The sequence below is a fragment of the Bdellovibrio sp. HCB117 genome (genome assembly GCF_047305915.1).
Lineage (GTDB): Bacteria > Bdellovibrionota > Bdellovibrionia > Bdellovibrionales > Bdellovibrionaceae > Bdellovibrio > Bdellovibrio bacteriovorus_B.
Genome location: NZ_CP178622.1, coordinates 2,251,619 through 2,277,973, shown reverse-complemented (window position 1 = coordinate 2,277,973; position 26,355 = coordinate 2,251,619). Strand labels below are relative to the sequence as shown.

Below are 26,355 nucleotides of genomic sequence, written 5' to 3'. Positions count from 1 at the left end.
CCCAAAAGGGGGCGTGAATGTCTTTAAGAATAGTTATTGTCTGCGCTTTATGCCTGATGATGCTCTCTATCGCGAGTGCGGAGAGTGTGTCACTACCGCTAAAGTCAGTCAAAAAGCCCTCCGCAGACCTTCTAAACCGCTCTGGAAGCCCTTTAGACGTCGGTCAGGCCGCAGCCCTCGCTAATCAAGGAACGGACCTTAGCACCTTCAATCCTATCGAAAACAAGATGTGGCAAAACCGTATTTACGATGCGGTGGAAAACGTTCCTGGCGCTTATCCTGCGGCCGCTCGCGGTGTGCAGTTCCTTTCTGAAGAAGCCGCCTTGCCATTCACATACATGTCGCGCGTTCAATCGATTGAGAGCCCAGGGCTTTTCTATCGCTTAAGCCTCAGCCGTTACTCTCACACTACTTTGATGAGAGCGGCTCTTTTAAGAAAACTCGGCTATTACGTTCCGTCTCCAAAGTATTACCGCAACCTGCGCGTTCAGTTCGCGAATGAAGAAGAAAAAGAAGCTTTCTTGAAGAATGCTCAAGAATCCATGATTTCTGACTTTGAAAGTCGTGGCTGGGTGACGGAGAATAACAAAACCAATCACACGGTTGTCTTTTCAGATGCGGTTCTTGAACCGGCTGTCGCTGAATACTTTGATATTCAATGGGGTTATGCTCCAGATCCAAACAATCCAGATCAATTGCCAACGGTGCAAAGATTCTCTCGTTACCGCGCTTACCGTGCGTTGATTCTTCCTTTTGCTTTGGTGGATGTGCCTGAAAGTATCAACCGTTTTTCTCCGAAATTAGGTTCTGTTCTTTCGGGCCACGTCGTTCTTACACATCCTTCCGCAGAGTCATTTTCTGCGTGTACTTATGAAGATGCTCGTTGGTTGGTGCGTCGTTTGGCCCAACTTCGTTATCAAGACTTTCAAGACATCGTGAAGGCAGGGGCCTTCCCGTCAGAGCTTGAAGAGTTGGTGTTAGCAAAACTTATCCACCGCGCGCACAATGCCTTGGAACTTTTCAATCTTAAAGGTGCGGCGAACTGGTCGCTTCCTCGTCTGGATATTTCTACGAAGAGTGGGCTGGTGCAAAACGGGAAGGTGATGAAGGAATTCGTTCCTGGTTACCCACAGCGTTTTGCGCACGGAGACCGTCAGTCGCCATTCCAAGATGGTGATTTAGAGCGCTACCTTGGAATCCGCTCTAAATCCATGGCGATTGGAACCGTGATCAACTACCTTAACGAAAAATTGGATTTGCTGAAGGTGAATGACCTTTATGCCAACCGCCGTGAAGAGATCACAAATCGTATCATGGACCATATCCGTACTAAACCGAATGAGCCACTTTACCAACAAGTGGAGGCTTGGGGTGGACCTGTTGGTGGATTTAACTTAGCTGCCACTCGCCATGTTTCGACGGGCACTTACTATGGAAGTTCGGCGGCGATTCAGCTTGTCGATAACATGAGCGTGGCGGGTCGTTTAGGCTACTTTATGACTTTGGACGGAGTTCCTGACGTCGTACCATTTGCCGGTGCCAACGTCATGGTGATGCGGGATTACACTCACGTACGTCCTCTTCTTTCCATCACCGAAGGTGCGAAAGTTCCGTGGAAGAATATCTTGCTTCCTCGTTACATGAACAATCTTTCTCAAGTCTTGACGGAAAAAGACCTCATCACGTCTGAAGATGGTAAGAAGCAACAGCCTTTGGATGCGTTCTTGGCGGAACTTCGTGAAGGCGAAGTCTTCACAATCACGGACTCTGTGGCGCTATCTGCTTATGCGCAATTAACATCTTCCTTAGATGTCTTGATGGGGATTACTCCGCTAAGTTTCATCAACTCTGTCTCCGTTGGGGCTGATGGTTCTCGCGCGATTCTTCGTCAAACAAGCTTTATGCGGACGAAGGAAGGTATCCAAGTCTACGTTCGTAACCAAAAAGCCAGTGCTTTGGGGATGAGCTTGGATGTGAACTACTTCATTAATTTGATGCGTGTTCGCGCCAGCACAACGTGGACGGATCTTAATACGGATGCTTTCGTTATTGATTACAACCCGGAATACGCGGAACTCCTAGATACTGAAAACGCGGATTCAAAATTCGTTAAAGACTTTTTGGCCACTCGTAACAATTTGAAGCCTGCTTTGCGCTCGTTATTTAAGAGCAATGATCCTGAACTTCTTTACGCAAACTTCGCGCATAAGAAATTTGAGATTGATCACCAGCTTAAAACTAAAGAGATGCGCACAAAGGTCTTTGCGATCCGTATGAACTCTTTCACAGAGGATCATTTATTGAAAATCCGTTACCCACGTTCGCCCGACGCTCCAGATCTAGATCCTAAGGATTCTGAGGTGACTCTGTTTGCTAATAAACGTGGTGAGTTGAAAGGCCGTGATCTTTTGGGTTTTGCGACGGACTGGATTAAAGGCATTCTCAGCAAGTGGAAGCCTGACAACAAGATTGATCTGGCTGAAACAAATGATCCAAATCCAGCCAACACGCCATTCGGTAAAGCTTACTGGAGAACAGTCACTACAGAGGCCGATCTGACGGTGAAAGGCACTCAATATCCTTCCGTTGCCGTGATTCAACACGTGTGGGGCGGATGGCATTTGAACCGCAAAAAATTCTTTAAGCTTCTAGATGAAGTTCAACAAGAACTAAACGGAGCTCCTTTGATGTCTTACCGTTTGATTGAGCCTGAGGCCTTCTCGACAGTAACGGCCGTGGATTTCTATCGTATCACGGCGAATCTTTCGATCTTGCCAGGTGGCCTTGATAAAGTGCGTGATTTAGTTCTTCAGCCAGATGCGAATGGGAAGTCTGTCAAACGTTCTAAGTTTATCAGCGGCGTTTTCCAAAAGCTGAGTGAAAAAATGGGTCGTAAGGCGCGCGCTAACGATAAAGAAATGTTCGACGACATGTTGAAAGTTCTAGGAAATGGCAATTACAACGCCGGTAAGAATCGTTACATGGCGGCCTGCTATGAGTACCATGAAAATCGTCATGGTGGTGGCAAGAACGACAGTGCGCAAAACACGCCGACCTCGGCTTGGCTCAATGGTACAAACTACGACTGTATGATTCCTTGGATGGAAAAGCTTTTGAAAGCTTCCGCTAGTTATCCTAAAGACAAAAAGTCTCAGACGCAGTGGATGACGAATGTTCTTTATATTTTGGAAGAAGAAATTCCTCTTCCACAGCTTTTAAAGTTCTTAGGTGAAGAAAACTATGTCTTCTTTGTTCGTATCAATGGTTTCCGCAGTGGTGATGAAGACGGAGACTTAGAGTACTTCTCAAATACTTTGGGTGATCCTAAGAAAAACATGGATTACGCCAGCGGCTTGATTGCGATGTTTGCCAATAAGACTCGTATTTCTCCGATTGAGTTAGATCGTTCACAAGGAAGCTTCCGATGAGAAACGCACTCTTTGTTTTGCTGACACTAGGAACTGTTTCGGCCTTCGCGGCGGATCCCTTTGCTATCTATCAGTGGGGGATTAATAATCAAGGCCAACCGCAAACAGTGGACTTGGATCCTTTGCATACTTACAAGGTTCCTGCTCGCGCCCAAGAAGACGTGCGCCTGCCAGCTCCACAAAAGGCCAAAAAGAAAGTGCTTGTTGCTGTCTTAGATACGGGTATCCAGAAAGATCATCCAGATCTTAAAAACGTCATTCACCGTAACGAAACCGAATGTCGCGCTTTAGCGAAGTTCAATGCCTGCCTGGAAGACAAAGATCGCAAAGAGTGTGAAGCAAAATGGATGGATTTAAAAAATCCTGAAGTCGATATGGATAAAAATGGTTATCCATTAGATTGCCAAGGCTGGAGTCTTTTAGGCGCGGTGAACCCGACGAATAAAATCATGGGTCGTCCTGATTTTGGTGATGACCAAGGTCACGGAACTCATGTCGCGGGTATTATCGCAGCGGAAGTTGGCAATAACGTCGGCATTCGCGGTTTAAGCGAAAACGTTGAAATCCTGCCAGTGCAGGTTATTGGGGTTCAACCCAGTGAACCGATTAAGCCACTCTCCATCTATGATTCTCCTTCTGAAGAAGGTCGCGAAAATATCAAAAAGAGTCTGGGTGATGTTGTTGCTCGCGGTGTGATCTATGCGATGCACTCAGGTGCTCAAGTGATCAACTTCTCTATGGGATGGCCACAGACTTCGGATTCTGAATTTATGCGGAAGGTGATTGAGGAGGCTCAAGCTCGCGGCATCATCATCGTCGCGGCGGCGGGAAATGACTCCACTCGCGCTCTTTTAAGACCGTGTGCTTACCCTAACGTGATTTGCGTCGGTGCAGCGGGTCCCGACGGTGCGATGGCTCACTTTTCTAACTTCGGCAGTGGTGTTGATATCGTTGCACCGGGCTTAAATATTTTAAGTACGTATCCTGAAGGACGTCGTCCAGTGCGTTTCCGTTCTACATTGGGTTACGAATACCTCTCGGGCACTTCTCAGGCGTCTCCCTATGTAGCAGCCGCCGTGGCGGAACTTTTGGCTCGTGGTGTGCCAGCGAATGAAGTGTATGCTCGTCTGGTTTTGGGATCTCGTCCGTTGCTTTCGAATCTTTCGTTGGTGTCGGGTGGTTCACATGAACAAGGACGCGTGTTATCACCTGAAAAAGAAATCTATAAGAAGTATTCCGTCGGTGGAAATATGGACGTGGAACGCGCTCTGAAAGTTCCTGCGCAACCACTCATCACTATCGCCAATAAGGAAAAAGCCGAAATCGTTTGGGATCGTAAAAGTAAAGATCTTAACTTCGAAATTTCTTTTGTGAATAAGTGGGCACCTGTAGATATCTCTCAAGTGCGCATGACCGCTAATTTCTTAAAACCTCATCCCGAAGCGGCTCGTCCGTGGGTGACTTCGATTAAAGAAATTGCTCCTTACGCGGCTTTATGGAAAACGGGCGAAGTTCGTAAGTATACGGTGGCGATGACGATCGTGGATGCTGCTGATCCTTCGCAATCTCGCATTCCAAGTGAGCTGGACCTGACTGTGGATGTTTCTGTGAACGGCCAAGAAGCTCGTCGCTACGTTTTAGAAAGCGAAGTGACTGTGGAAGTGAATGCGAACTTAGCAGGAAGTGATATTCAAACGTTCCCCATCGTGGGCATGCCGAAGGGACGCTTTTCTTTCATTCCGCTCGATCAAAACTTAGATGCAGATACGAATCAACGTGATTACCTGGCGTTGATTGAAAATAAAAATACATGGCAGCTTTACCTCGTGGCAGATGCTGGCAACGGCACTTACAAAGCTTCCGGCGGTACGAAAATTCAAATCGAAGGAAATAGCGACAACCTTCTTGATAAAGTCACGGCTCGCATGGATATGAATGGCGATGGTCGCAGTGAATATGTCTTGGGAGTTTTGGAAGATAAGACCGAAGAGGAAGACTACAAAGGTTCTCCAACGTCGTTCTTTGTTTTTGATTCTTCTTTGAAGTTAGTCGATAGCTTTAAGTATGACGGTGTGATGGCGCCAATGCCTGTGGATGCGTCGCAAATTTACTGGCAATCCATCGGCGGTACGAAGCGCCCCACATGGTTGGGTGGTGGTAAAGACCCGGATCGTAAGCGTGATCTCAAAGATTACTGGGAAAATCCAGATAACTATGAACAATCCAAGCTTCGTCTGTACTTCTTAAACGAAAAGAATCAGCTGAAAGCTTTGCGTGATCACGAAGACTATCAAATCGTGGATATCATTCAACCTCGTCAAGATCAGGTTGAAGCCGGTCGCATCGCGATTCTTTTAGCGAAGAATCAGGGGACGGAAGCCAAGCCTTCCTATTTATATGACTTCGCCGTGGCGGAAGTGGTTAACGGGAAGATTGAAAACTTCATGGAGCTTGATTTATTTCATGACTCAAATGTTTACCGAAACATCCTAGACACCCGCGTGGATAAAATTCAGAACCTTGATTACAACAAGGACGAATTCGCGGGGAGCTTCTGGTTCGGGGAAGGCTTGAGTCGTAAGCAGCGTTTAACGCTTTTTGATAACAAGGACTTTGACCTTTTGGATCGTCAGTTGGGGGCTCAGCGGTCCCAATTTGACTCCGCTTTGCGCGTTCGTGCGGTCTTCGCCGGTCAGCAACGCAAGGGGGCTTTCGTTCTTACAAATTCTGAAATTCAGTATCATGACCTGCTTTCGGGGCAGGTTTGGAGCAAGAGTTTAGATCGTTATACGTTCTTCCCAGACAACCTCTTTATCAGTCTGTACATCCCATTAACTTTACGTGATGCGCGCAATGCATCAACAAAGATTCCTGGGATCTTTACTACTGAAAGTGCCGGCCTCAGCCGTGGTGTCAAAATGTTGGTACCGGTTTTTGCAAAGGATGGATCTGCGATCGAACTGGTGTCACCGGCGCGCTTAAGATTTAAGTCTTCGGGATGCCGTTCGATGGAGACACCTGTCTTCGACGGAGCGAAAGGGGCTCACTCTTTCGATTACTACTGCGGAGACAAGTTACTCAGAGTTAATTTGACGTATTAGTAAATACAAAACACATATAGGGACGAAAACACATAGGAGGAACCACAAATGAAAAATGTAATGCGCACTCTTCTTGCGTCAGTTGTAGCAACTAGCTTCGCAGCCTGCGGTGGCGGCGGTGGTGGTGGCGGAGGCGGCGGCGGCACTGGTGGCGGCGGAGCTATCTACTACCCATACGAAACAGTTTACGGCGATGTTTGTACAACTCAAGAAGCGACTCCTGGTTGCACATTCTTGGCGTCTGATGGAACTCGTATCACTGTAACTAGAGATCCAGACTACAACAGCCAAGGTTACGGTTCTGATGACCTTTGGTATGTAAAGTTCGATGCTAACGGTGAAGCCGCTGTTTACAACGATCTTGGTCAATTCCAATACTACGCTGACGTTTCTGAATTCGCGGGTTATGTGGGTGGCACATCTATCGGTGTAGGTACAACTGGTTTCTTCTGGGAAGATATCCGTAACGGTACATACTGGTTAGGTAAAAACGGTGTTCTATACAATGCGAACACAGGTGAGTCTAACTACGGTCAAGCTATCAATGACAAAACTTCTTCTTCAGCTTCTGATACAAACTTTGCGGCTTTGAACTCTGACGCGAACAAACAACTTGTTAAAAGAGCTTCTGAGAAGTTGATGAAAGAATACGGCTTCAAACAAGACAAAGCGGTAGCGGTAGCTTCTGCATTGAACTCTTGGGCGGTTGCAGCTGCGGAACGCGGTACAACTTCTGAAAAAGACATGGACAAAACTTTCAAAGCTGTTTTCGGTGTTCAGTTCTCTGACGCTTTGGCAGCAGCAAAAGATTTGGCTTTGGGTGACTCTGCAGGAATGCAAGACATCACAAACAGATCTGCTTCTGAACTTGGTTTGAAACCTCACCAAGCTCAAAAGTTCATGAAGGGCATGTACAAAAAAGCTCTTGCTAACTGGGGTTACGACGTAGACTCTTTCGGTTGGTAATTCCTGGCCGATAATAGAGTTTCAAAAGCCCGCGCTTCTAAGCGTGGGCTTTTTTATTTTAAGCCACCTGCTTAGCCGAAAAAAGGGACGCCAGGCTTTTGAGGCAATCTTGATCCAAAAGACTTTGTTTGGTTTCATGTAATCGGGCGATAGCCGCGGCTCCATCCAAGGGCACTTCATTATCTGGATTCTTCAGCGTCAGGGTGCAAAACGCATCTGCCGCAGAGATAATTCTTGTGAGCGGATGGATCTTCTTCTTATCGATTCGACGGGGATAGCCCGTTCCCATCAGATCCTCGTGATGCTCGTAAGTCATTTGAATAACATCAGTAGGGATGCCTTTAATGGACTCTAGGATTTCTTTTCCCCGAGCCGGGTGCGATTCAATCAGCATGCGTTCTTCTTTGCTGAGTTTAAAACGACTTTTTTGTAGAACATCCTGAGGCAGTTCTTTAAATCCAATATTGTGAAACAAGCCCGCCATCGCCAGCTTAAAAAGAGTTTGGGGAGAGTTGATTCCCATTTTTTTTGCGATCATCACCGAGTACATACTAACACCTAAACTGTGCGAATAGAGGTAGTCGTTATGATCATTCAATTGATCTAAAACGGTCATTGCATCTTCGGACTCGGTGATGACCGAAACACTCGATGAAAGAAAGTCTTTGGCATTATTGAATAAAGCTTTATCTGTGCCCTGTACAAAGGCCTGCTGTACAATCAAACCCCCGGTGTACTTTACGAACCGCAACTTTTTTGAATCGTCGACTTTTTCACTCGCGCTGACCACTTTGGATATGTGGACCGTAAAACCCACGATACTTGAAAAGTCGGCCTGCTTTACATATAAGAAGTTAACACCTTTTTCTTTAAAGACGCGCAGCTTTTCTTCTGCGATCTTTCCACCATGATGGGCGATCTTGATGTATTTGTTGGAAGCGACTTTGACGAAGATACCGAACTGCGTGTTTCTTTCCGTAAGAAAGTCTTCGACAGGTAAAGAACAAAAGTCTTCATCTTTACCGTCATCAATCTTCCATTGAGAAGCGCCTGCTAACAAATTATTCAGCTTAGAAAGAAGCTCCGCGGACTTAAAAGGTTTAGGGATAAAGTCTTTGGCCCCCAGTTCGTGTGCGCGTTTCGTCTCTAAAATCTCTGAAAAACCAGTCATTAGTACAACTGGAATCTTTGGCCTGTGTTCGCGAACCCACTCTAAAAGCTGGATGCCGGTCATTTTTGGCATTTTGATATCTGTAAGAATGGCATCAGGATCTAGATTTTCATTTAATAGGTTTTGCGCGTGAAGTCCGTTTTCGGCTTCGTGCACTTCATAAGTCTTACCGAGGAAGTCCTTAACGGCCGACCGAAAGAATTCATCGTCTTCAACTAAAAGAATTTTCTTCATCATATAATACCTTCTAAAGAAAGATCTTCGATTTGAAGATTCTGCCGTTTAGGAATTTCAATTACGAAGCTCGTGTTCACATGTCCCGGATCAATAAAGAGTCTTCCGTTATGTCCCTTGGCGATTCCCATCGAAATACTTAGGCCAATGCCCGTGCCTTTTCCTACATCTTTCGTCGTGAAAAAGGGCTGAAATATCTTGTCTAAAACCAACGGGTCAATCCCCGGGCCAGAATCTGTCACCCTCATTTGAACGAAATCAGGCGTTTGCGAAACGTTGAGTTCGATCCATTTCTGATCTAGTTTGCCAACAGCATCTAACGCATTTCCCATTAAATTCAGAAGAACTTGAGTGATTTCCACGGGACGGCATTCGATTGGAATTGTTTCGGCGGGAATTTCCCAACGAAGTTCGACTCCTTCGGTGTTAAAACGGTCTCCGCATAAAATCATCGCATCTTCGATTGCTTCTTGAACAGAGTAGGGCTGGAAAGGATCCGACTCGCCAGAGCGAGCGAACGTTCGGAGTCCTTTAATAATTTTAGAGATGCGGTCGATGGTTGCGTCTGATTTATGGAGGTAACCTATAAGAGTCGAATTATCGGCTTTGTTGTTTTCAATTTCGTAAAGCGCTTCTGATAAGAACATTTTAATGGCCGCTAACGGCGTATTGATTTCGTGAGCCATGCCGGCAACCATTTCACCCAGCGCCGACATTTTCGCCGACTGCAAAGCAATGGTCTTTTGTTCTTGCAGCTCTTGAGATTTGCTTTCAAGTACAGCGATCGTTTGAGCGGCGTGTTTTTGGCTCTCTAGATAAAGATGGCATAGTGAAATAGCGACGATAGAGCAAAGTGCAACCAAAAGACAAATGACGTCAAATAAATGGTTTAAAAACGACTCCTTTTGAAACAGGCTTGCCGTGAGTATCGTAAAAATGAACAGTGCAACAACAGTGATAATAGCATTAGGATGAATACGACGAAGCTGTAGAACAATGGATTTCACTGGGTTCACATCCGAAAGAAGCTCTTTCATCTGGTTATAACCTCTGCCATTACTTTTCGGATTGTTTAGTTTGTTCTCAATGCGATTTCGTAACTGATCCCATTTGTAATGTTATTACGAATTTTTTCTATATACCTTACTACAAGTGAAACCGATAAGAATCAGGTAGGATTTTTTACCTTTTGAAAGTGAATCAAATGCTTCCACCCAAAGATGATCCCCGCTGGCGAAGTCTTGTTGTCGATCAAAACGAAGTCCCGTTACAGGCTCTCGCTAGCAAAATGATTCTGACCCGTGTGAGGCGCTTGGTCCAAGGAAACCCGTCTTCCGATAAAATCGGTGAAGCAGTGACTATTGCCTATGAATTTTTTAAGAAAAATGAACACGCAGTTTCTGAAGACATCCAATGTATCTTTGGAAAAGGAAGTTAATTTGAAGACACTCTTTAATGTAAAAGAAGTTAGCGCCATGATCCAGGAAGGCAAAAAGCTTCTTCTTGCGGGAAACGATTCGTTAATGAGTCAGCTTCCTCGCGGTGCTTGGGTTGGTGGAACCATCCCGTACTTCATGTCGGAGTGGGGAGGCATCGATACGTCTGATATGATTCAGGTCGTTGAGTTGCCGGATTTTGTTTCGAGTCAGACTTTGATCAGTTATGGCGCGAAAGAGATTCAACATATTCCTAAAGATTATAAAGACAATGGTGTTTCTTTTATTATTATTCCCGCTTTTTCGGAAGTGCATAAGGTATTTGCCAAAGAATGCATGAACTTTTCGGGCCTCTTTGACAGCCCCTTGTTAGGATGGGTGAGCGGCTATCATTTACAGCAAGACTCAAAGAAGGTCGCTAAAGTTTATGATGGCTTCACGGGACAAGCCTATTCTGATCGAGCTGTTGTTCTTCATTTAGGTCTGGCTAAACACAAGTATGGCAAAGTGAATATTTTGAATCTGTTTAAACAAGGATACGGGGACGTCGTTCGTTTTCAATCCACAGGCTTTGAGGCAACGACCTGCCTGGTGAACGGGGAAAGTAAAAACTTATTTGAATATATTAAAGAACGTGGGATTGACACGCAATTGCCCTTGGTAGCGAACTATTCAGGTGCCATGATCAACGTCAGCGTAATGTCACTGAATGAAGCGAACAAGTCCGTTCAGTTTTATGCTCCGGTTTTTTCGGATGTCGACTATAAGTTTGCGAATCCAGTTATGGATTATGAAGCCGAGTTTGAAAAAGTTATCAAGAACTCGGATATGAAAAATCCTACTTTCACGTGTAACTGTATTCTAAATTTTCTATACGCGAATTTAGAAGGCAAGAAGACAGCAGATATCGTAGGCCCGATGACCTTCGGTGAAATTGCCTATATGCTTTTAAATCAGACAATGGTGTACCTGACGTTCGAAGACCGTTAGCGGGCTGTGCCAATCCTTCGGGCTTCGAACTTCTCTTTAGTTGTTGTTTGTTTTTGAAGCTGATAATTTGCGCACCCATGTCACCAGCTTTATTATCCGTCCGTCATCCCGTTTTTATTATGTCTATCGTTATTCTCATGCTGACGCTGGGAATGATTTCGCTCAAAGGTCTTCCGATCGATCTTTATCCAGATGTGAGCTTGCCAACGGTCGTTGTACAAACAACTTATGCCGGTGCGGGCCCTCAGGAAATTGAGACGGAAGTTTCTAAAATTCTTGAGGATGAAGTTTCAACGATTTCCGGCGTTCAAAAAGTGTCCTCTCAAAACATGGAGAGCGTCAGCATTTTGACCATCGAGTTTTCGTTAAAGACGAATCTGAACTTCGCTGAACAAGAAGTGCGCGCCAAAGTATCAAATGCTTTGCGCGAACTTCCAGATGATATTGATGCGCCCGTGATTCGGAAGATCAGTCCTTCCGATGCGCCGATCATGTATATTTCCCTGCAGGCGGATATGGACGACGCAAAACTTTACGATTTAGCGAAAGAGGTGATCTCTCCGCAGTTCGAGCAGGTTTATCAAGTCGGTCAAGTGGATATCTTAGGCGGCCGTAAAAGAGAAATTCATGTTTCTTTGGATCGTGATCGTCTTAATGGCACTGACATTTCGGCAACGGCCGTCGCTGAGGCTTTGCGCAGTGGGGGACGCAACGTCCCGGCAGGGAAGATCGATGTAGGTCCCACCCAATATTCATTTAGAACTTTAGCGCAGTACCAATCCATCGAAGAGATCGGTTCATCTGTTCTTCGTCTGGCCGACGTTTATCATCCGATCACAATTGCTTCTGTGGGTAAGATTGAAGACACATTAGAAGATGAAAAAACGCGCAGCCGCTTGAACGGCAAAAAGGCGATTAACTTTAGTATCTATCGGCAATCAGGTGCGAACTCGGTGAAAGTGGCGGATGACGTTGCCGCCAAAGTTAAAAAGATCAATGCGGATTTCAAAGCCAAAGGCATGAATGCCGAAATGAAGATCGTTCAGGATACCAGCCGTAAGATTCGTGCGAACGTATTTGACGTTTATGAGTCAATCTTCTTCGGGGTCCTCCTGACGGTCTTAGTGGTTTATTTCTTCTTGGGAAGTATGAAGTCCACCTTGATTACAGGCTTCGCTCTTCCGAACTCGCTCTTAGGGGCGTGTATCGTCATGGGCATCTTTGGCTTTTCTATCAACATCATGAGCTTGCTTGCGATGAGCTTAGTTGTGGGGCTTTTGGTCGATGACGCCATCGTGGTGCGCGAAAATATCTTCCGTAAACTAGAGGCAGGGCTTTCACCTAAAAAAGCCGCGATCGTGGGTACAAACGAAGTGACCTTGGCCGTTATTGCCACAACACTGGCAATTCTTGCTGTGTTTGGGCCCATCGGAAACTTGCAAGGCATCGTCGGGCAGTTCTTCAAACAGTTCGGTTTGACGATTTGTTTTGCGATGATTGTATCCTTGTTCGACGGTTTGTTTGTGGCGCCGGTGCTATCGGCCTATGTGGCAGGGGAGCATTCACACAAGCCACCGACGTCTCGTTTTGGTCGCTGGAATCAGAAACTACTTAAAGACTTCGATCGTTTTCAAACTTGGCTAGAGAAAATTTATGTCATCACATTGCGCTGGGCTTTGAATCATCCGATCAAAACGATATTAGGTTCGGTGTTTATTTTCTTCTTCTCTTTATTTATCGCGACGAAAGTTCCGTTTACATTCTTGCCGCCGCAAGACAACGGCGAGTTTTACGTGATGTTCGAGCTTCCTCCAGGGGCGAGTTTGGACGGGACGGATGAAGTTGCTAAAGAAATTGAAGCTCGCACGCGCAAGTTTAAAGAAATTGAGGATGTATTAGTTTTCGTGGGCTCAGCAAATGGAGAAGCGCATAAAGGAAGTGTCTACGTTCATCTTGTTCCTTCTAAACAAAGAAATAAGAACACCACACAGATGAAGGATGAGCTTCGCAAGGCTTACACCGGATTAGAAAAATACAATATCATCGTGACGGACAACCCGGGCCAACAAAGCAGCCGGGCCTTCAACTTAAACGTTGTTGGTCAAAACATGGATGAACTGATTCAGTATTCTGAAAAGTTATTAGCAAAGCTCAAAGAAAATCCAAGTTTGCAACAAGTGGATAGCAGCTACCGTGCGGGTAAGCCAGAGTATCAAGTAAAACTGAAGGGCGACGTCGCCAAAGCGTCCGGAGTGACGGTTACGGGCATTGGTATGGAGCTTCGTACATTGATTGAAGGTCTTACGCCTGCAATCTATCGTGAAAACGGCGTGAACTATGATGTGCGGGTGCGCTTAAAGCCTGACCAACGGGATCTTCGTGAAGAGTTCGCCCACTTGCGAGTACCCAACTTAAGCGGCCGTTTGGTCCCACTGCAAAATGTGGCTTCTTTAAAGGAAGCTCAGGGGCCGTCCGTTATTCTACGCGAAAATCGCAACCGCTATATTCAGATTTCAGCTGATCTTACTCCTGGCGGTAAAGGTTTGGGGGGCGTGATGGCGGAAGTCAACGCCTTAGGGCAAGGCGAGCTCAAAGCTCCTCCGGGTGTGACATTTAGTTTTGTCGGGGAAGCCGAGCGTTTCGCAGAATTGATGACCAATATTATGGTTTCTATGGGGCTTGGTGTGATGTTCATCTATCTGGTTTTGGCGAGCTTGTATGGATCATTCATTACGCCTTTCACTATTATGGCCGTGATTCCGTTGGCAGCTTGTGGCGCCTTCTTTTCACTCTTCATTACACGTTCTAGCTTCGACCTGTTTTCGATGATTGGTTGCGTGATGTTGATGGGTCTTGCGACGAAGAACTCGATCTTGTTGATCGACTCAACAATGGAGCGTCAAAAAGAAGGTCAATCTCGTTACGATGCTTTGATCAAAGCCGGTGAGACGCGCCTTCGCCCGATCATCATGACGAGCTTGGCGCTGATCGCGGGGATGGTGCCCGTAGCGATTGGTCTGAATGAGGCTTCAAAGTCTCGTACGTCACTGGGTATTGTCGTTATTGGTGGTACGATCAGTTCAACACTGTTAACTCTTTACGTGATTCCGGCCGTGCACTTATACATTGACCGATTCCAGGCCTGGTTCATGGGTAAATACCGTAAGATCTTCGGACACGATGAAACGGTGGTTTAAAGAAAAAGGAGCAGATGTCTGCTCCTTTTTTTGTTTTTATAGACCTGCGTCCTTCAACAACGTTTCATCACTCCAACCGTAAGTCTGCATTTTATGATTCCAGCAAGCTTGATGAAGAAGAGCGGCTTCCTGCCAGGTGCTGGCACTTCGCAAAGCGCCTTTTAGATACCAGTAAACGCGAGCTCTCTCGAGGTAAGTAAGATCGCAAAAACCCGTATCGACGTAGCAGCTCACATGGCTGTGCATGGCCTGTTTATGAAGATCATTGCACGAGGCTTCTTGCGAGACCTGCTGAACGCGTTCTTGCAGGCACAGACGCACATCCTTCAGCCACACTTGAGTGCGTGGGTAAAACTGCTGTTGATCTTTTAAGAAACTCTCACAATAAGGATGACCGAAGTTCATCCAGTAACCTTCAGCCCCACATTGTCGTTCTTGTTCTTTGCATTGATAGAAATCACAAGAGTTTTCACTCGGAAAGCAGTTCCCTTGTGCAACTGAAGTCAGTGGAAAAAGCAGCGCTAAAAAAATCAGATAACGTGTCATGCCCGCAATCTAAAGAGAGCGAGCTGTCTTGTCTATCAGACCGGGAAGGACTTCGAATTATTTTACCGATCGTCGTTTTTCTAACAGTAAACTAGGTAAGTTTACCGAGAAATCAGGGAAATTTCTGAGTAAAAATCAAAAGCGGAAATTCCTTCGCGTTATTGAGTCACCAATTGTCTTTCCTGCAAAGACTGCAACGTGCCCCAAGGACCTGCAATAGGAAGTGCATCCAAAAATCGCTGCCATCCGGTGCGTGTGATATTAGACTGTGAATCGATAAATGAAAAGGCACTTGTCGAACAGTTATTTGAAAACAACGCATACACATCTTGCATGCGTTGCGTGTCGCTTTTTTGAACGCCCTTTAAAAAAATCTTCCCTGCGGTTTCAGTTGGAATTTTAAGCTCCACAAGTTTCAAGGGATGAGCATATTCCGCGATCCAGCGAGCGAGTTCATCCCCGGTGACCAAGCGGTGAGCCAATAAGAAGTTTCCGAAATAAGCTTCCATCAAAGTATACGGATGATCTTTGGGTGGTACGCCTTCTGAAGACAGAACCAAAGAACGGATGGGAATCGCCGCTTTCTGCTGATTCACCTGACTGAGTAAAATAATGTCGGGGGCCTTTTCATCCAAAGTGAATTTTAAAACGACGTGGGAAACACCGGGCAAAAACTCCTCAAAACCCATTTCGACCTTGGCGAGGTTTTGCAGGGGGATGCTCGCTTTATAGTAGCCACCTAAATGCAAAATATTCCCAACAATGAGATGGGAAGAACTTTCTAAAATACGGGCAGGTCGAAAACGACAAGAGTCGATGCATTGGCCCTGGAATTTTCCGTAGTTAAAACTTTGGGGTTCTTCTAGTGGGTCTTCGATTTCAGAGGAACAAGCGCAGGACTTATTTGGTGCCGTCAAAGAAAGAGTTTGAGCAAGTGCGAGCGGCGAAAATAGGAGCAAGAAGAAAAGCAATCCAGAGGGCTTCATGCGACATCCTTTTTTAGAATCAAATACTAAAAAAAAGAGGGCTCTACAAGAGCCCTCAACGCATGATTCGGTTAAGATTTTATTAGAAGTAGGCAATAATGCCGGCAGTAAAGGCTAAGCCCGTGATCGTGGCATCCCCACCCACGCCGCCAGAAACTTTTTGATAGATATAACCACCATCAAGACGGAAACCCACGCCTGTTCCTGTCGGGAACCATTTTGCAAAAGGGCCCACAAAGAAATCCATGACATCAATTTTGCTTCCAGTGCCGCTATCACGTTGTCCCATAGTGGCATAACCACCCAAGCCATAAATAAAAGCTTCGCCCGGAGTATTAGCAATCATATTGTAATCACCGAATCCGCCGAACTTATAAGTCGTCGTAGTGACACTGCCGATCGCCGTTGATGAATAGCTAACCATAGGTCCAACTTCGAAAGTGCCGTAGTTCCAACCAAACTTTGCCAACAAGTTGATGTCCGTTTCGTTTTCCGCTCCAGAAGTGTCGGCTTTGGTATTTTCGAAATTAAAGCTCAAGCCTACTAAGTATCTACGTGATGTCGAAACGGCGGAGGATTCACCAAATTCGTCCGGAGCCAGCTCATAGACGTTTCCAGGTTGCAAAGAGCCGCCAGAAAACTCAATCACGGCCTGGTTGCCTTTCACTTTACGGACTTTAATTTTTTGCGCAAATGAGGCCGACGAAAAAGTCAGAATAGATACAACAAGAAGCCACTTTTTCATAAAAACCCTTCCCAGATTCAAAGCTGTTTCAATGTGATTCACTTTCATTGAAAAGTCTTTCAATCACGCAACCAACTGTCAACCGGAAGTTGACTCAAGATAAGACGATAAAATTTCTCTTATTTAAGTTTTACGTCTTAATTTCCGAAAAATGTAAGGTAAGGGGAGAAGGGAGCCATATGTCGTCTTCCTGGGGTGACATTCCGCCGTGGGCTTATGAAGCTGCACAGGCCTTGATGCAATCATTGAAAGCTGTAGACCCAGCGACGTATGCGCATTGTTGCAGAGTCGGTGAGATGTCGCGCAAACTCGCGCGTGATGCCGGCTTAAACGAATATCAGCAAAAGCTTGCTGAGTTTTCTGGCCTTTTCCACGACATCGGTAAAATCGGTGTTCCTCAAAGTATTATCGCTAAACCTGGTAAGCTTGATGATCAAGAGCATTTGGTCATGCAGAGTCATCCGGTGATGAGTGAAGAGATCATTAAACCATTAGCCAGACATCCCTTCTTTTCTGAAATTCTTCCCGCGATTCGTGGTCACCATGAACGTGTGGATGGAACAGGGTATCCCGATAAAAAGCGGGGAGACGAAGTTCCGTTGCTTGCGCGCATTATTTTGGTTGTCGACACTTACGATGCCATGTCGGAAACCCGCGCTTATCGCAAGGGCCTTCCTTTGGACGTGGTCTATGCAGAGTTGAAACGTTGTTCGGGCACTCAATTTGACCCGCAACTAGTTCAGACGTTCTTGCAGGCCCACAAACATTGGGGCCAGCAAGAGGCGGATAAAGAGACGTTTGATAAGCTTATCAAACGTGTTGCTTAGTTGACCTTGTTTGTACTTTCAAAAATCTTGTCGGCGGATTTCGCGACAAATCCTTGATACAACTTACCGTTCGCAAGTGGATAGCGCTTTGCGAACTCGTAATAGCAGCCAGGAATATTGTGAGTGCTGCCGTCGTCAAACTTCACAGGAATTTCTGACGCCATCGTAGAGCTTTGCTCTAGGTAGTCCGCAGGAGTTCCCTTCACTTCACCGCCAGCCTTATTCAAGGTGTAGCCTTTGCTCTTGATGAAATCATTCAACTGGACGATGTCCTCAAACTTTTTAAGTTTGTTGATATTCACTGTGAAGTGATTCGGACGGAAGCCATAGGCCGCCACCCAAGAAGCGTATTCACTTTCTTTGGCCAACTGCGAATACAATTCAAAAGAAGTCTTCCAAGGACGTCCGCACATAGGGAAGGATTCGCTCTGGATTAAAGAATCCGGCAATTGTTCGACCAGTTTATTCACAGTTTCGCGAATGAACAGAGAAACTTTTTCAAGCTCAAGTTCGCTGATGAAGATTTTAGGCATGTCCTCATTGGGGTGCTCATAGTGTTTTGCGTAAAGCTTTTTTTCAACGAAAGTGTATTCACCCTTTTCGACATAACCATATTTTTTAAAGTGCTGAGCCAAAGACTCGATGCCTAAGCGGGGATGATTGAAGGTGCGAAGGGCAATGTGGTCATTAAGCACATTTTCGCCTTCTTGAGTGAAAATGTCATGAATACGTTTTGCGGCAGGGTTGAGTTCACAATAGTCGACCCACATTTTTTGAAGCAGAGTTTCTAGACTCATCATAACTTGTTCTCCTGATAAACGAAGGTTACTCTTCTTAGAATCGAGGTGCAACGCTCGTTCAATGGCTTCGAGCGTTAATCATGGAGGCTTATGACCACACTTCCTGAAATTCAGCAAATTGAAAAACGAATCCAGGATTTGGGGACGGCCGTCAAATCAGAAATTCTTGCCTACAGCGAAGATCAGTCTTTGCGTTTTCCAATTTATAAAATCACTTTCGGCAGTGAAGATCCCCAAGCTCCGGTCCTTGGATTTGTGGGCGGCGTCCACGGCCTAGAGCGCATCGGTGCCCAGGTCTGCGTGGCATTGATGAATTCTTTGGCGGAACTTGCGGTCTGGGATCAAACTCTGCAAAGCACCTTAAAAAATATTCGTGTGTTTTTCATCCCGACCGTGAATCCCATCGGCATATATCGCAAAACAAGATCCAACCCCCGCGGAGTAGACTTGATGCGAAACGCCCCCGTTGATGGTGAGCAGCCGGCTCGCTGGGTGGGCGGTCATCGTGTCAGTTCTCGTTTGCCTTGGTATCGCGGAGTTGAAGGCGCACCGATGGAAGTGGAAGCGCAAGCGATGGTGCAAGCCGTGCAAGAAGAGATTAAACACAGCCCTTTGGCACTCACTTTGGATTTGCACTCGGGTTTCGGTTTTCAAGATCGACTTTGGTTTCCTTATGCGAAAACAGTGAAGCCATTTCCGGATTTACCGATGACCTATTCCCTTAAAAATTTGTTGGACCGCACATATCCCCATCATTTTTATCGTGTCGAACCTCAGGCGCAAAGTTACACGACTCATGGGGACTTGTGGGATTATATTTACGACGAACACTTAAAAACTGCTGCCGGCCATCAGAAATATCTGCCGTTATGTCTAGAGATGGGTTCGTGGATGTGGGTAAAAAAGAACCCATGGCAAATCTTCCGTTCTGACGGGCCTTTTAACCCTTTGAAAGGACATCGTCATCGTCGCACTCTTCGTCGACACAATACCTTGATGGAGTTTTTGATCCGCGCAGTGGCTTCTCCGCAGGCGTGGGCTAATATGAATGGCGAACAAGAAAAAGAATGGGCGTTGAAAGCTCAGGAGCTTTGGTATGGCACAAAATAGAAATTGGATTTTATTGCGTGGCTTGGCTCGCGGAGTAGGGCACTGGGGATCTTTCGTCGACAAAATGAAAACGAAATTTCCGCAGGACAAAATCGAACTGATTGATCTTCCCGGAAATGGCACTCGCTATAATGAAAAAAGTCCGTTAAAAATTTCCGAATACGTGAAAGATCTGCGGGCGCGTTCTGAGTTTGTAAAAAAAGGCGAGTCCTTTAATATTCTTTCTGTTTCTTTGGGTGCCATGGTGACTGTTGAGTGGATGCGAGAGTTTCCGCACGAAGTGAAGAAATCCTACTTGTTCTGTACCAGTTCGTCGGCGCATTCGCCTTTTTATCACCGTTTTTATCCCATGAATTTCTTGCGTGCTTCAAAACTTCTGGCGGCTTCGAACAACGAGGCCTTGTGGGAAAAAACTATTCTGGAGATGGTGACCAACAGTCATGAACGTCGTGAGGCTGAAATGTTATCACTGATGGCTTTCACCAAAAACAATCCCATGAATATGGAAAACGTCTTCCGCCAGCTGTTGGCGGCTTCAAAGTACAAGTTCCCCAAAGAGGCTCCCGGAGATATTCATCTTTTCGGAAGTCATGGCGATCGGCTGGTGTCCCCGCAATGCACTTTGCGGATCGGCGAGAAGTGGGGTCTAAAACCCACAATGCATCCTTGGGCCGGGCATGATATTCCAATTGACGACCCGCATTGGATTCTAGAACACTTACTCTAAATCGAGGCCGTTCCTGGTATTTTTTTAGGGGTAAGATTTTCAATTAAGGCGACGTTTTTTTACCCTGAGATCCTCTATATTCGAGAAGAACCCCCTCGACACTGGGCTCCGTTGACTCTTGAGCCCTTTTCTTATTCTCTATCGACTGGACTAAAAGCCAGAGGCGGACGTGAGGGTAAGAAGCTACCTTGCTGCGGTGCTGACGAGCGTTGCGGTAAACACACATGCGAAAACTCAGACCCTGAACTTGAAGAATCTTCAAGCTGAGGGAGTCAGCTCTATTGAAGAGCCGAAGCGTTCCACGCCTGCGCAAGTCTATGGTCAAATCCGTATGGAAGGAATGCAGTACCTCACACCCATTCCTGAAACTCCGAACCTCACATACAGTCAGCTTCTTTCCGCGCGACTTTCCGCCCTTAAAGAGACCTCTTGGGTCGACATGGTGGCCGATATCTCTGGCGGTACTTTCTTCAGTCGTGGACAGTCTCATTTCGTCGTGCATGAAGCTTACATCGCCAATCACGGAAACACGCCGTTGAAGGTCTATGCCGGTCGCAAGAAAAACGGCTGGAGTGAGATGGATCGCCGCTGGCAAATGGGGTTGTGGCAGCCGAAGTTTGCCATCGACACTCTTCGTCCCGACGAGCAAGGTTTGACCGGTCTTTTTGCAGATTACAATATGCGTGGCTGGGAAGTCGTGGCGTTTGCAACGCCTGTGTTTATTCCTAGCATGGGGCCTGACATCCGTGAGGAGGGTGGGGGCTTGGTGGCCGACAGCCGCTGGTACCGGGCTCCTTCCAGAGATTTTGCTTTAAATAACCGCGTAAACAAGATCGTCTATGAACTCGATATTCCGGAAACTGCAAAGCTCGTAGGTAATGGCGCTGTCGCTATGATGGGACGCCTTGGAAGTAAAGATCGCGGTCCTTGGGTTGTTGCCAGTGCCGGTCATCTTCCCGTCAACGAACTGATTCTAAAACGTAAAATTCAAATGGACGCCTCAGAAGGCGGCGTGGATGTGACGGTTTCACCAGATCTGACATATCACGATCTTTATTCAGTCGATATGGGTTACGCCTTCGAGAATGTGAAGACCTCTGTTTCTTATCTTCAAGATGAACCTACGGAAAAACGTCCCGACGCAGATTGGGCGATCCAAAAGCTTATGCCTTTGAAAGCTTATTCTGCGGCGATTGATTTTTCATTGAACAATATTCTGACTCGCACTTTGGCTTTCCAACTTGAATACTTGAAAGTCGAAGGTGGGGGCATTGTGGATATCCGCAGCGATGGAAAGCCCGATGACTTCACGCTGTTCGACGCTCGTTTGAAATTCACCAATGCTCTTTCATTCCGTGTGGAAGGCCAGTTGGCTTCGATTTTCCGTCGTCCATTTGTGACTCGTTTTAAATATCTCTATGACTATGACCAACGGGGTTCTTTGTTGAATACCGAGTTCCTTTATTATCCCAATCAGAAGTGGGCCGTTGTCCTTGGTGGAGACGTGCTGGGAGTGCAGGATGAAAATCACAATCCTTCAAGCTTCCTGAACCAGTACCGCGCCAACGACCGTGTCTACGGGGGCATGACTTATGTTTTCTAAAAAATGTGTGCAGCTTATCACTGTGGCCGTTATGGCAGCAGGGGCCTTTGTTGGCTGTGATTCAAAAGTCGGCGAAGCGCCACCTCCGCCAGAGAGTCACGAATTGGGCGGCACGAAGTGCTTAACGGAAGTGAAGCCTGTCGTAAAAAACTTTATCGACGGAACGGCGACGAAGGCTGAAGTTGCTGCGGGTTGGGATTGTGCTGAAACCGCGATTGAAACTTTCAAAAGATATGTGCGCGGGAACTCTTCAGATCGCTACACATCTCAAGAGCTTGCGACGTTTTTAGAAAAAAACTTCCTTGATGCTTCCAAAAACGAAACCATTCCTGTCGGCCTGCAAGTCGAAGTGATGAAACTGAAGCAGATCTTCGTCGGCGGAAGCGCAGAGTATATTTCAAAAGGTGAGATCGATAAGATCATTAAACTTTTTGGAAGTTTCCGTGAAATGACGGTGAATTTAACTCCGTACATGCGGGTGCTGTCGTTGAATTGGACAGTATCTGAAGCGAACAACATCCAATCAGACGTTCGTTATTTCGAAGATGCGAATAAAGAAATTCAAAGTGCTGCCCGCACATTGGCTTCGTTGATCGAATCCAATGGTCGTAGTTATAAGCTTGCGGACTTCGTTGTTTTGATGGAGCAAATGGGTGTCTTCTTTAATGAAAAGTGGGACTTCCCAAAGACCATCGCGAAGTACATGCCCGTCGTTCTAAAAGTTAAAAAGGCCTTGGCTGGTGGCGATGAAAACTATGTAGCGCCCAGCGAATGGCGTCGTTTTGCTTTATTGGGCGCGCGTGGTTATATCCAATATCTTCGTTATTACTACTTCATCAAGTCAGTGCCTGAAACGGGGACGGGGTACCGTCTTTCTTATCTTTCCAGAACGGTCGAAGACGTCTTGTCCGTATTTCAGGATCTGGTCGCTGAAAAACCCGAAGGCGTGGTCTCTCGTGACGAGGTCAATGATCTTTTAAAAACCCTGCAAGTGGTGTGGCCCGACTTCAAAGTATCAAACAATCTGGTTTTTGAAGCGATGAAAGTGAAGCAGCTCTTCTTTGGTGGAAGTGTCGATTCCTTTACGACAACGGATTTTGAAACGGCCCGCCTGAAAGTCAGCCGCATTAAAATTCTCATCGAGCGGTTCCTGCCTTATTACTCTATTTATGGTCGTGAGTGGGAGCCTGAGCTTTACGAAAATGAAGAAGCGCAGAAGCTTTTCATGGAGTCTCAATTCGTTCTTGAATCCACGGTGCGCGAAGCCGGGGTGCTATTTGAGGGGGCTTATGACCTTCAAGATCTCGTACCTTTGATTCGCGAAATAGAAGCACTATATCCGCCAAAGGGTGAAAGTTACGCAGACATGATCAAGGACTACATGCCAATGATCATCGACGTGAAAAACATGATCCTGGGTGGAAACGATTCTTCTCTAAGAAAAGCCAACTGGAGCGTTCTTCTTGGATTTGCCGCGCGGTTTTACTCTGACTTCCTTTATTACGATTATTTCTTGAAAGAGCAGTCGTTCCAGAAGCCGTTGACGATCAGCTATCTTTCCATTTTTGCAAATCAAAGTATCAACATCGCTCGTGACCTTTTAGCCGCAAAAAAAGAAACTCAGTTTTCTCGTGCCGAGATTAATAAAATAATCCAGCACATGTCCAATTTAGGAGTTTTGCCAGAAGGTCTGAAGCCGAAGTCCATCGATCAAGTCGTGGGCGTTGTTTTGAACAATATCTTGACTGCCCCAGAGCGCCGCTTGGAAGGCCATGTCCCCGATGCGTTGAACTTATCTTCTTTGGAAGTTCTGCGTAACGAACTTCAAGTGTGGTTGGACACCGAGCTTTTCATCGCTCAAACGACTGAAAATTGGCGCGAAGATGAGGGCTATTCAGCGAAAGAGCTTCAAGAGGTTTTAAAGAAGGCCTCCGTCTCTACGATGTCGAGACAGCCCTTGGCTTCAGGTCTTTATGAGCTTCTTTTGACTGTGCAAAGTCCGGTGCCGCTGACAGTGGACAATGAGTCGCGCGTTTTGATCTCGAACAAGCTGCAACAGAAGTACACGGCGAAAACGCTTCGCCAATTGAATCTATATCGTGCGATCAGTCGATTGGCTGTTCGTTCATTTGCAGGGACGGCGGATCGAGTGAACACCTATAAGGGTGTGAACCTTGAAGAAGTGCAAGGCGCCTTTATGGCTTTGCGTCCAGTGTTGGTGGAGGCGGGAATCCTCGACTCTAAAAATACGACGTTTGCGTCTTCACGTTTTCGTGAAGCAAATATTTTCGTTCCTCATTCCGATGGCAGCACGTTGGCTTCTTATGCTGAATTGACAGACCTCATCGGCATGATTTGGTCAGGCTTAAACATCAATTCGATGTTGCGTGAAGAGCTTATAAAGAAATGCTTTAACGGAAATACCGATGTGAAAAACGATGCGCTTGTCAGCTTAAGCTGTGCTCGAGCGTCTTATAAAGATTCTTTGCCTGCGGCTGCGATCTCCATGCCTGAATATGTGAAGTTTCAAAAGGCGGCGGATAAAGACTCATGGGCTATTTACATGAACAATATCTTTAAGGCTGCGGGCTATGTTCCCAACGATAAGAACATGGCGCTGCTTGAGGATATTTCGCTGGCTCCGCACGTGATTCAGTATATCGAAATGATTTATGCGCGTTTTGATAAAAACAAAGACGGCGTGATCAATACACCGGAATCTTTGAACGCCTTCCCCGCATTTAAGGGCATCCTGCTAGAGCTAGCTAAAGAACAGATTGAAAGTGGAACGATCAAAGAAGCCGATCTTTTGGATCTGTTCACTTACATCCTTCGCTATGGAAAACCGCCAGAGACGATCAAAGAAAAGCTTCGCTTCGTCTTAAGTTGGAAGGGTAAACGTGAAAAATGGGATGTCTGGGCGGATCGTGTTCAGCTGTCAGAAATTTTAGGTTATATCGCGGACCAGGTTACTAAATCCGCGAAGGCCAGTAAAACTACGGAAGGTGAGCTGGTTAATCCAATACTTTCTGTAAATCAACCCGCGCAGCAGTCACAGTAGAGTTTTGAATAATCAAACCCACGAACCCGCCGCCACCTGTTTGCGTTGGCAGAGAAGATACCAGGTCACCCGAGCGATCGGTATCAACATCGGCAGCCGTCGGGGAATAAGTAATCTGATCACGACGCCAGATCAAAACGCGCGCTTTTGAGTTCACATTGTGAACTTCGACAATCAAATCCAAAGCCGTTGGAACCAAAAAGGTCAAACGTGAAGAAGACACCATCGAAGAATTTCCGTTAATGGAAATCTGCGCCGTCACGCTAGCGCCGGAGCGGGTGAAAGTCACTGCCACACCATTCGTGCTAGGAATTGCGGCATTAGAAGAATAGAATACCGTCGATACCCAGCTGCTTGAGACATTGTCTAAGGATGTTTTTAAGGCCAGAGAACGGCTGGAAGAAACGGGAAGAACCGTTGTAAAACGAATCGTGCCGATACCTTGAATCTTATTGGCATCGTATTCCTGAAAAGAACCACTGATAGCCGTATTAGAATCAATACCGGACACATCGGTGACTTCAGCAGGCGAACAAGCAGCGATTGTTAGAAAACTTAAAGCTAGAAACGATTTTAGAATGAGTTTTTCCACATCATTGACTCTACTGGAATGGGTTTCTTGTCATTATACTTCGCTGAAGGCTTAACGTTGTAAGACGTTAAAATATCGCCCTTCACCTCAAAGTATATCAACTGCCCAATCGGCATGCCAGTATAAACACGAACCGGCTGTTTTACCGAAATTTCCAGAGTCCAATAATTGCAGAAACCAACGTCGCCCTTACCCGCTGTAGCGTGGATATCAATACCTAGGCGACCGACACTCGATTTACCTTCTAAAAATGGGACATGCTTCAGAGTCTCAGTATACTCCAAAGTCACGCCAAGATAGAGGGTGTCAGGCATAAGGACAAAACCCTCTTCAGGAATTTCAAAGGTGCGAATCTTGTTATGCTTTCTTGCGTCCAGCGTCTTCTCTTCATAGACAGCGAGTGTTTTACCTAAGTGAACGTCATAAGAGTTCGTTCCTAGGCACTCTCTGCGGAAGGGCTCTACTTTAATAGACCCTTGTTCCATACATTCGAGAATCTGCTGATCCGTAAGAATCATTACTTAGTTTCTCTGTGAACTGTGTGACGTTTCAAGTTTGGATTGTATTTCTTCTTTTCAAGACGACCTGGAGTCTTAGTTTTGTTCTTAGTCGTAGTGTAACGAGAAACAGGTTTGCCTTCAGCGCGAGCTTCAGTGCACTCAAGAGTGATGATGATTCTTCCTGACTTTTTTGCCATTGCAATGCCCCTTAATAGAACCTTTTAAATCATTTGTACTGCCATGCGTAATATGGAAAAAATGACAATACCTTTTCAAAGGGGCTCAAGGTATCAAAAGAAAAAGGAAACTTCAACAGGCAAATTCACGTCTATTGA

The 26,355-nt window shown here is 46.1% G+C and carries 20 protein-coding genes; 11 read left to right on the top strand and 9 right to left on the bottom strand.

Annotated elements, in window-relative coordinates; genetic code table 11:
* Positions 1-17 precede the first annotated feature (17 nt).
* From ACLWBD_RS10815 to ACLWBD_RS10805, 3 genes are read left to right on the top strand one after another with little or no spacing between them, the layout of a single operon-like run.
* On the top strand, positions 18-3,428 hold the full coding sequence (locus ACLWBD_RS10815; protein WP_413568177.1) for a hypothetical protein: 3,411 nt from the start codon (positions 18-20) through the stop codon (positions 3,426-3,428).
* Positions 3,425-6,529: a S8 family serine peptidase gene (locus ACLWBD_RS10810; RefSeq protein WP_413568176.1), complete on the top strand. Its 3,105-nt coding sequence runs from the start codon at positions 3,425-3,427 to the stop codon at positions 6,527-6,529. Before ACLWBD_RS10815 ends, ACLWBD_RS10810 begins: the two co-directional genes overlap by 4 nt.
* 48 nt (positions 6,530-6,577) lie before the next feature.
* Complete coding sequence (locus tag ACLWBD_RS10805) at positions 6,578-7,495, top strand: hypothetical protein (RefSeq protein ID WP_373997706.1); 918 nt, start codon at positions 6,578-6,580, stop codon at positions 7,493-7,495.
* Positions 7,496-7,553: 58 nt separating this feature from the next.
* Here the strand turns inward: ACLWBD_RS10805 and ACLWBD_RS10800 are convergent, their stop codons facing one another.
* Together ACLWBD_RS10800 and ACLWBD_RS10795 are read right to left on the bottom strand one after the other, a co-directional pair.
* Positions 7,554-8,903 carry an HD domain-containing phosphohydrolase gene (locus tag ACLWBD_RS10800; RefSeq protein ID WP_413568175.1) on the bottom strand — a complete coding sequence of 450 codons (1,350 nt, stop codon included), beginning with the start codon at positions 8,901-8,903 and terminating at the stop codon, positions 7,554-7,556.
* Positions 8,900-9,937 carry a sensor histidine kinase gene (locus ACLWBD_RS10795; protein ID WP_413568174.1) on the bottom strand — a complete coding sequence of 346 codons (1,038 nt, stop codon included), beginning with the start codon at positions 9,935-9,937 and terminating at the stop codon, positions 8,900-8,902. Before ACLWBD_RS10795 ends, ACLWBD_RS10800 begins: the two co-directional genes overlap by 4 nt.
* Positions 9,938-10,104: 167 nt before the next feature.
* On the opposite strand from ACLWBD_RS10795, the gene ACLWBD_RS10790 reads away from it, so the two are divergent.
* From ACLWBD_RS10790 to ACLWBD_RS10780, 3 genes are all read left to right on the top strand, one after another.
* On the top strand, positions 10,105-10,338 hold the full coding sequence (locus ACLWBD_RS10790) for a hypothetical protein (protein ID WP_063208603.1): 234 nt from the start codon (positions 10,105-10,107) through the stop codon (positions 10,336-10,338).
* A 1-nt stretch (position 10,339) separates the two neighbouring features.
* Entirely contained in the window at positions 10,340-11,326 is a 987-nt protein-coding gene (locus ACLWBD_RS10785; RefSeq protein WP_063208601.1) for a DUF6976 family protein, read from the top strand.
* A gap of 77 nt (positions 11,327-11,403) precedes the next feature.
* Positions 11,404-14,523 (top strand): efflux RND transporter permease subunit, encoded by a 3,120-nt coding sequence (locus ACLWBD_RS10780; RefSeq protein ID WP_413568173.1) that lies wholly within the window; start codon positions 11,404-11,406, stop codon positions 14,521-14,523.
* A 36-nt stretch (positions 14,524-14,559) separates the two neighbouring features.
* On the opposite strand, the gene ACLWBD_RS10775 is transcribed toward ACLWBD_RS10780, so the two are convergent.
* The 3 genes from ACLWBD_RS10775 to ACLWBD_RS10765 form a co-directional block, all read right to left on the bottom strand.
* Positions 14,560-15,069 carry a hypothetical protein gene (locus ACLWBD_RS10775; RefSeq protein ID WP_413568172.1) on the bottom strand — a complete coding sequence of 170 codons (510 nt, stop codon included), beginning with the start codon at positions 15,067-15,069 and terminating at the stop codon, positions 14,560-14,562.
* Between the two features lie 158 nt (positions 15,070-15,227).
* Positions 15,228-16,055, bottom strand: coding sequence for a hypothetical protein (locus ACLWBD_RS10770; RefSeq protein ID WP_413568171.1), 828 nt, complete (start codon positions 16,053-16,055; stop codon positions 15,228-15,230).
* Positions 16,056-16,137: 82 nt separating this feature from the next.
* Entirely contained in the window at positions 16,138-16,800 is a 663-nt protein-coding gene (locus ACLWBD_RS10765) for a hypothetical protein (protein WP_063208638.1), read from the bottom strand.
* A gap of 179 nt (positions 16,801-16,979) precedes the next feature.
* On the opposite strand from ACLWBD_RS10765, the gene ACLWBD_RS10760 reads away from it, so the two are divergent.
* Entirely contained in the window at positions 16,980-17,627 is a 648-nt protein-coding gene (locus ACLWBD_RS10760) for an HD-GYP domain-containing protein (RefSeq protein ID WP_063208594.1), read from the top strand.
* On the opposite strand, the gene ACLWBD_RS10755 is transcribed toward ACLWBD_RS10760, so the two are convergent.
* A complete protein-coding gene (locus ACLWBD_RS10755; protein WP_413568170.1) occupies positions 17,624-18,427 on the bottom strand; it encodes a DUF1338 domain-containing protein in 804 nt (267 codons plus the stop codon). The genes ACLWBD_RS10760 and ACLWBD_RS10755 overlap by 4 nt on opposite strands.
* Before the next feature lie 90 nt (positions 18,428-18,517).
* Here ACLWBD_RS10755 and ACLWBD_RS10750 point away from each other — a divergent pair, with 90 nt between their 5' ends.
* The 4 genes from ACLWBD_RS10750 to ACLWBD_RS10735 all read left to right on the top strand — a co-directional run bounded on the left by ACLWBD_RS10750 (position 18,518) and on the right by ACLWBD_RS10735 (position 24,928).
* On the top strand, positions 18,518-19,537 hold the full coding sequence (locus tag ACLWBD_RS10750; RefSeq protein WP_063208591.1) for a M14 family zinc carboxypeptidase: 1,020 nt from the start codon (positions 18,518-18,520) through the stop codon (positions 19,535-19,537).
* A complete protein-coding gene (locus tag ACLWBD_RS10745) occupies positions 19,524-20,264 on the top strand; it encodes an alpha/beta fold hydrolase (RefSeq protein ID WP_413568169.1) in 741 nt (246 codons plus the stop codon). Before ACLWBD_RS10750 ends, ACLWBD_RS10745 begins: the two co-directional genes overlap by 14 nt.
* A gap of 169 nt (positions 20,265-20,433) precedes the next feature.
* Positions 20,434-21,867, top strand: coding sequence for a transposase (locus tag ACLWBD_RS10740; RefSeq protein WP_155722581.1), 1,434 nt, complete (start codon positions 20,434-20,436; stop codon positions 21,865-21,867).
* Positions 21,857-24,928 carry a hypothetical protein gene (locus tag ACLWBD_RS10735; RefSeq protein ID WP_413568168.1) on the top strand — a complete coding sequence of 1,024 codons (3,072 nt, stop codon included), beginning with the start codon at positions 21,857-21,859 and terminating at the stop codon, positions 24,926-24,928. Before ACLWBD_RS10740 ends, ACLWBD_RS10735 begins: the two co-directional genes overlap by 11 nt.
* Here the strand turns inward: ACLWBD_RS10735 and ACLWBD_RS10730 are convergent.
* Genes ACLWBD_RS10730 through rpmG form a run of 3 tightly spaced genes read right to left on the bottom strand, consistent with a single transcriptional unit; the run spans position 24,882 to position 26,217 of the window.
* Positions 24,882-25,520: a hypothetical protein gene (locus ACLWBD_RS10730; RefSeq protein WP_063208585.1), complete on the bottom strand. Its 639-nt coding sequence runs from the start codon at positions 25,518-25,520 to the stop codon at positions 24,882-24,884. The two genes, ACLWBD_RS10735 and ACLWBD_RS10730, sit on opposite strands and share 47 nt — an antisense overlap.
* Positions 25,502-26,038 (bottom strand): dCTP deaminase, encoded by a 537-nt coding sequence (dcd, locus tag ACLWBD_RS10725; RefSeq protein WP_063244760.1) that lies wholly within the window; start codon positions 26,036-26,038, stop codon positions 25,502-25,504. The genes ACLWBD_RS10730 and dcd overlap by 19 nt, the downstream gene beginning before the upstream one ends.
* A complete protein-coding gene (rpmG, locus tag ACLWBD_RS10720; RefSeq protein ID WP_061836191.1) occupies positions 26,038-26,217 on the bottom strand; it encodes a 50S ribosomal protein L33 in 180 nt (59 codons plus the stop codon). The genes dcd and rpmG overlap by 1 nt, the downstream gene beginning before the upstream one ends.
* Positions 26,218-26,355 lie beyond the last annotated feature (138 nt).

Coding starts and splice junctions, on each gene's coding strand:
- ACLWBD_RS10815 (WP_413568177.1), top strand. CDS start 18: ATGTCTTTAAGAATAGTTATTGTCTGCGCTTTATGCCTGATGATGCTC.
- ACLWBD_RS10810 (WP_413568176.1), top strand. CDS start 3,425: ATGAGAAACGCACTCTTTGTTTTGCTGACACTAGGAACTGTTTCGGCC.
- ACLWBD_RS10805 (WP_373997706.1), top strand. CDS start 6,578: ATGAAAAATGTAATGCGCACTCTTCTTGCGTCAGTTGTAGCAACTAGC.
- ACLWBD_RS10800 (WP_413568175.1), bottom strand. CDS start 8,903: ATGATGAAGAAAATTCTTTTAGTTGAAGACGATGAATTCTTTCGGTCG.
- ACLWBD_RS10795 (WP_413568174.1), bottom strand. CDS start 9,937: ATGAAAGAGCTTCTTTCGGATGTGAACCCAGTGAAATCCATTGTTCTA.
- ACLWBD_RS10790 (WP_063208603.1), top strand. CDS start 10,105: ATGCTTCCACCCAAAGATGATCCCCGCTGGCGAAGTCTTGTTGTCGAT.
- ACLWBD_RS10780 (WP_413568173.1), top strand. CDS start 11,404: ATGTCACCAGCTTTATTATCCGTCCGTCATCCCGTTTTTATTATGTCT.
- ACLWBD_RS10775 (WP_413568172.1), bottom strand. CDS start 15,069: ATGACACGTTATCTGATTTTTTTAGCGCTGCTTTTTCCACTGACTTCA.
- ACLWBD_RS10770 (WP_413568171.1), bottom strand. CDS start 16,055: ATGAAGCCCTCTGGATTGCTTTTCTTCTTGCTCCTATTTTCGCCGCTC.
- ACLWBD_RS10765 (WP_063208638.1), bottom strand. CDS start 16,800: ATGAAAAAGTGGCTTCTTGTTGTATCTATTCTGACTTTTTCGTCGGCC.
- ACLWBD_RS10760 (WP_063208594.1), top strand. CDS start 16,980: ATGTCGTCTTCCTGGGGTGACATTCCGCCGTGGGCTTATGAAGCTGCA.
- ACLWBD_RS10755 (WP_413568170.1), bottom strand. CDS start 18,427: ATGATGAGTCTAGAAACTCTGCTTCAAAAAATGTGGGTCGACTATTGT.
- ACLWBD_RS10750 (WP_063208591.1), top strand. CDS start 18,518: ATGACCACACTTCCTGAAATTCAGCAAATTGAAAAACGAATCCAGGAT.
- ACLWBD_RS10745 (WP_413568169.1), top strand. CDS start 19,524: ATGGCACAAAATAGAAATTGGATTTTATTGCGTGGCTTGGCTCGCGGA.
- ACLWBD_RS10735 (WP_413568168.1), top strand. CDS start 21,857: ATGTTTTCTAAAAAATGTGTGCAGCTTATCACTGTGGCCGTTATGGCA.
- dcd (WP_063244760.1), bottom strand. CDS start 26,038: ATGATTCTTACGGATCAGCAGATTCTCGAATGTATGGAACAAGGGTCT.
- rpmG (WP_061836191.1), bottom strand. CDS start 26,217: ATGGCAAAAAAGTCAGGAAGAATCATCATCACTCTTGAGTGCACTGAA.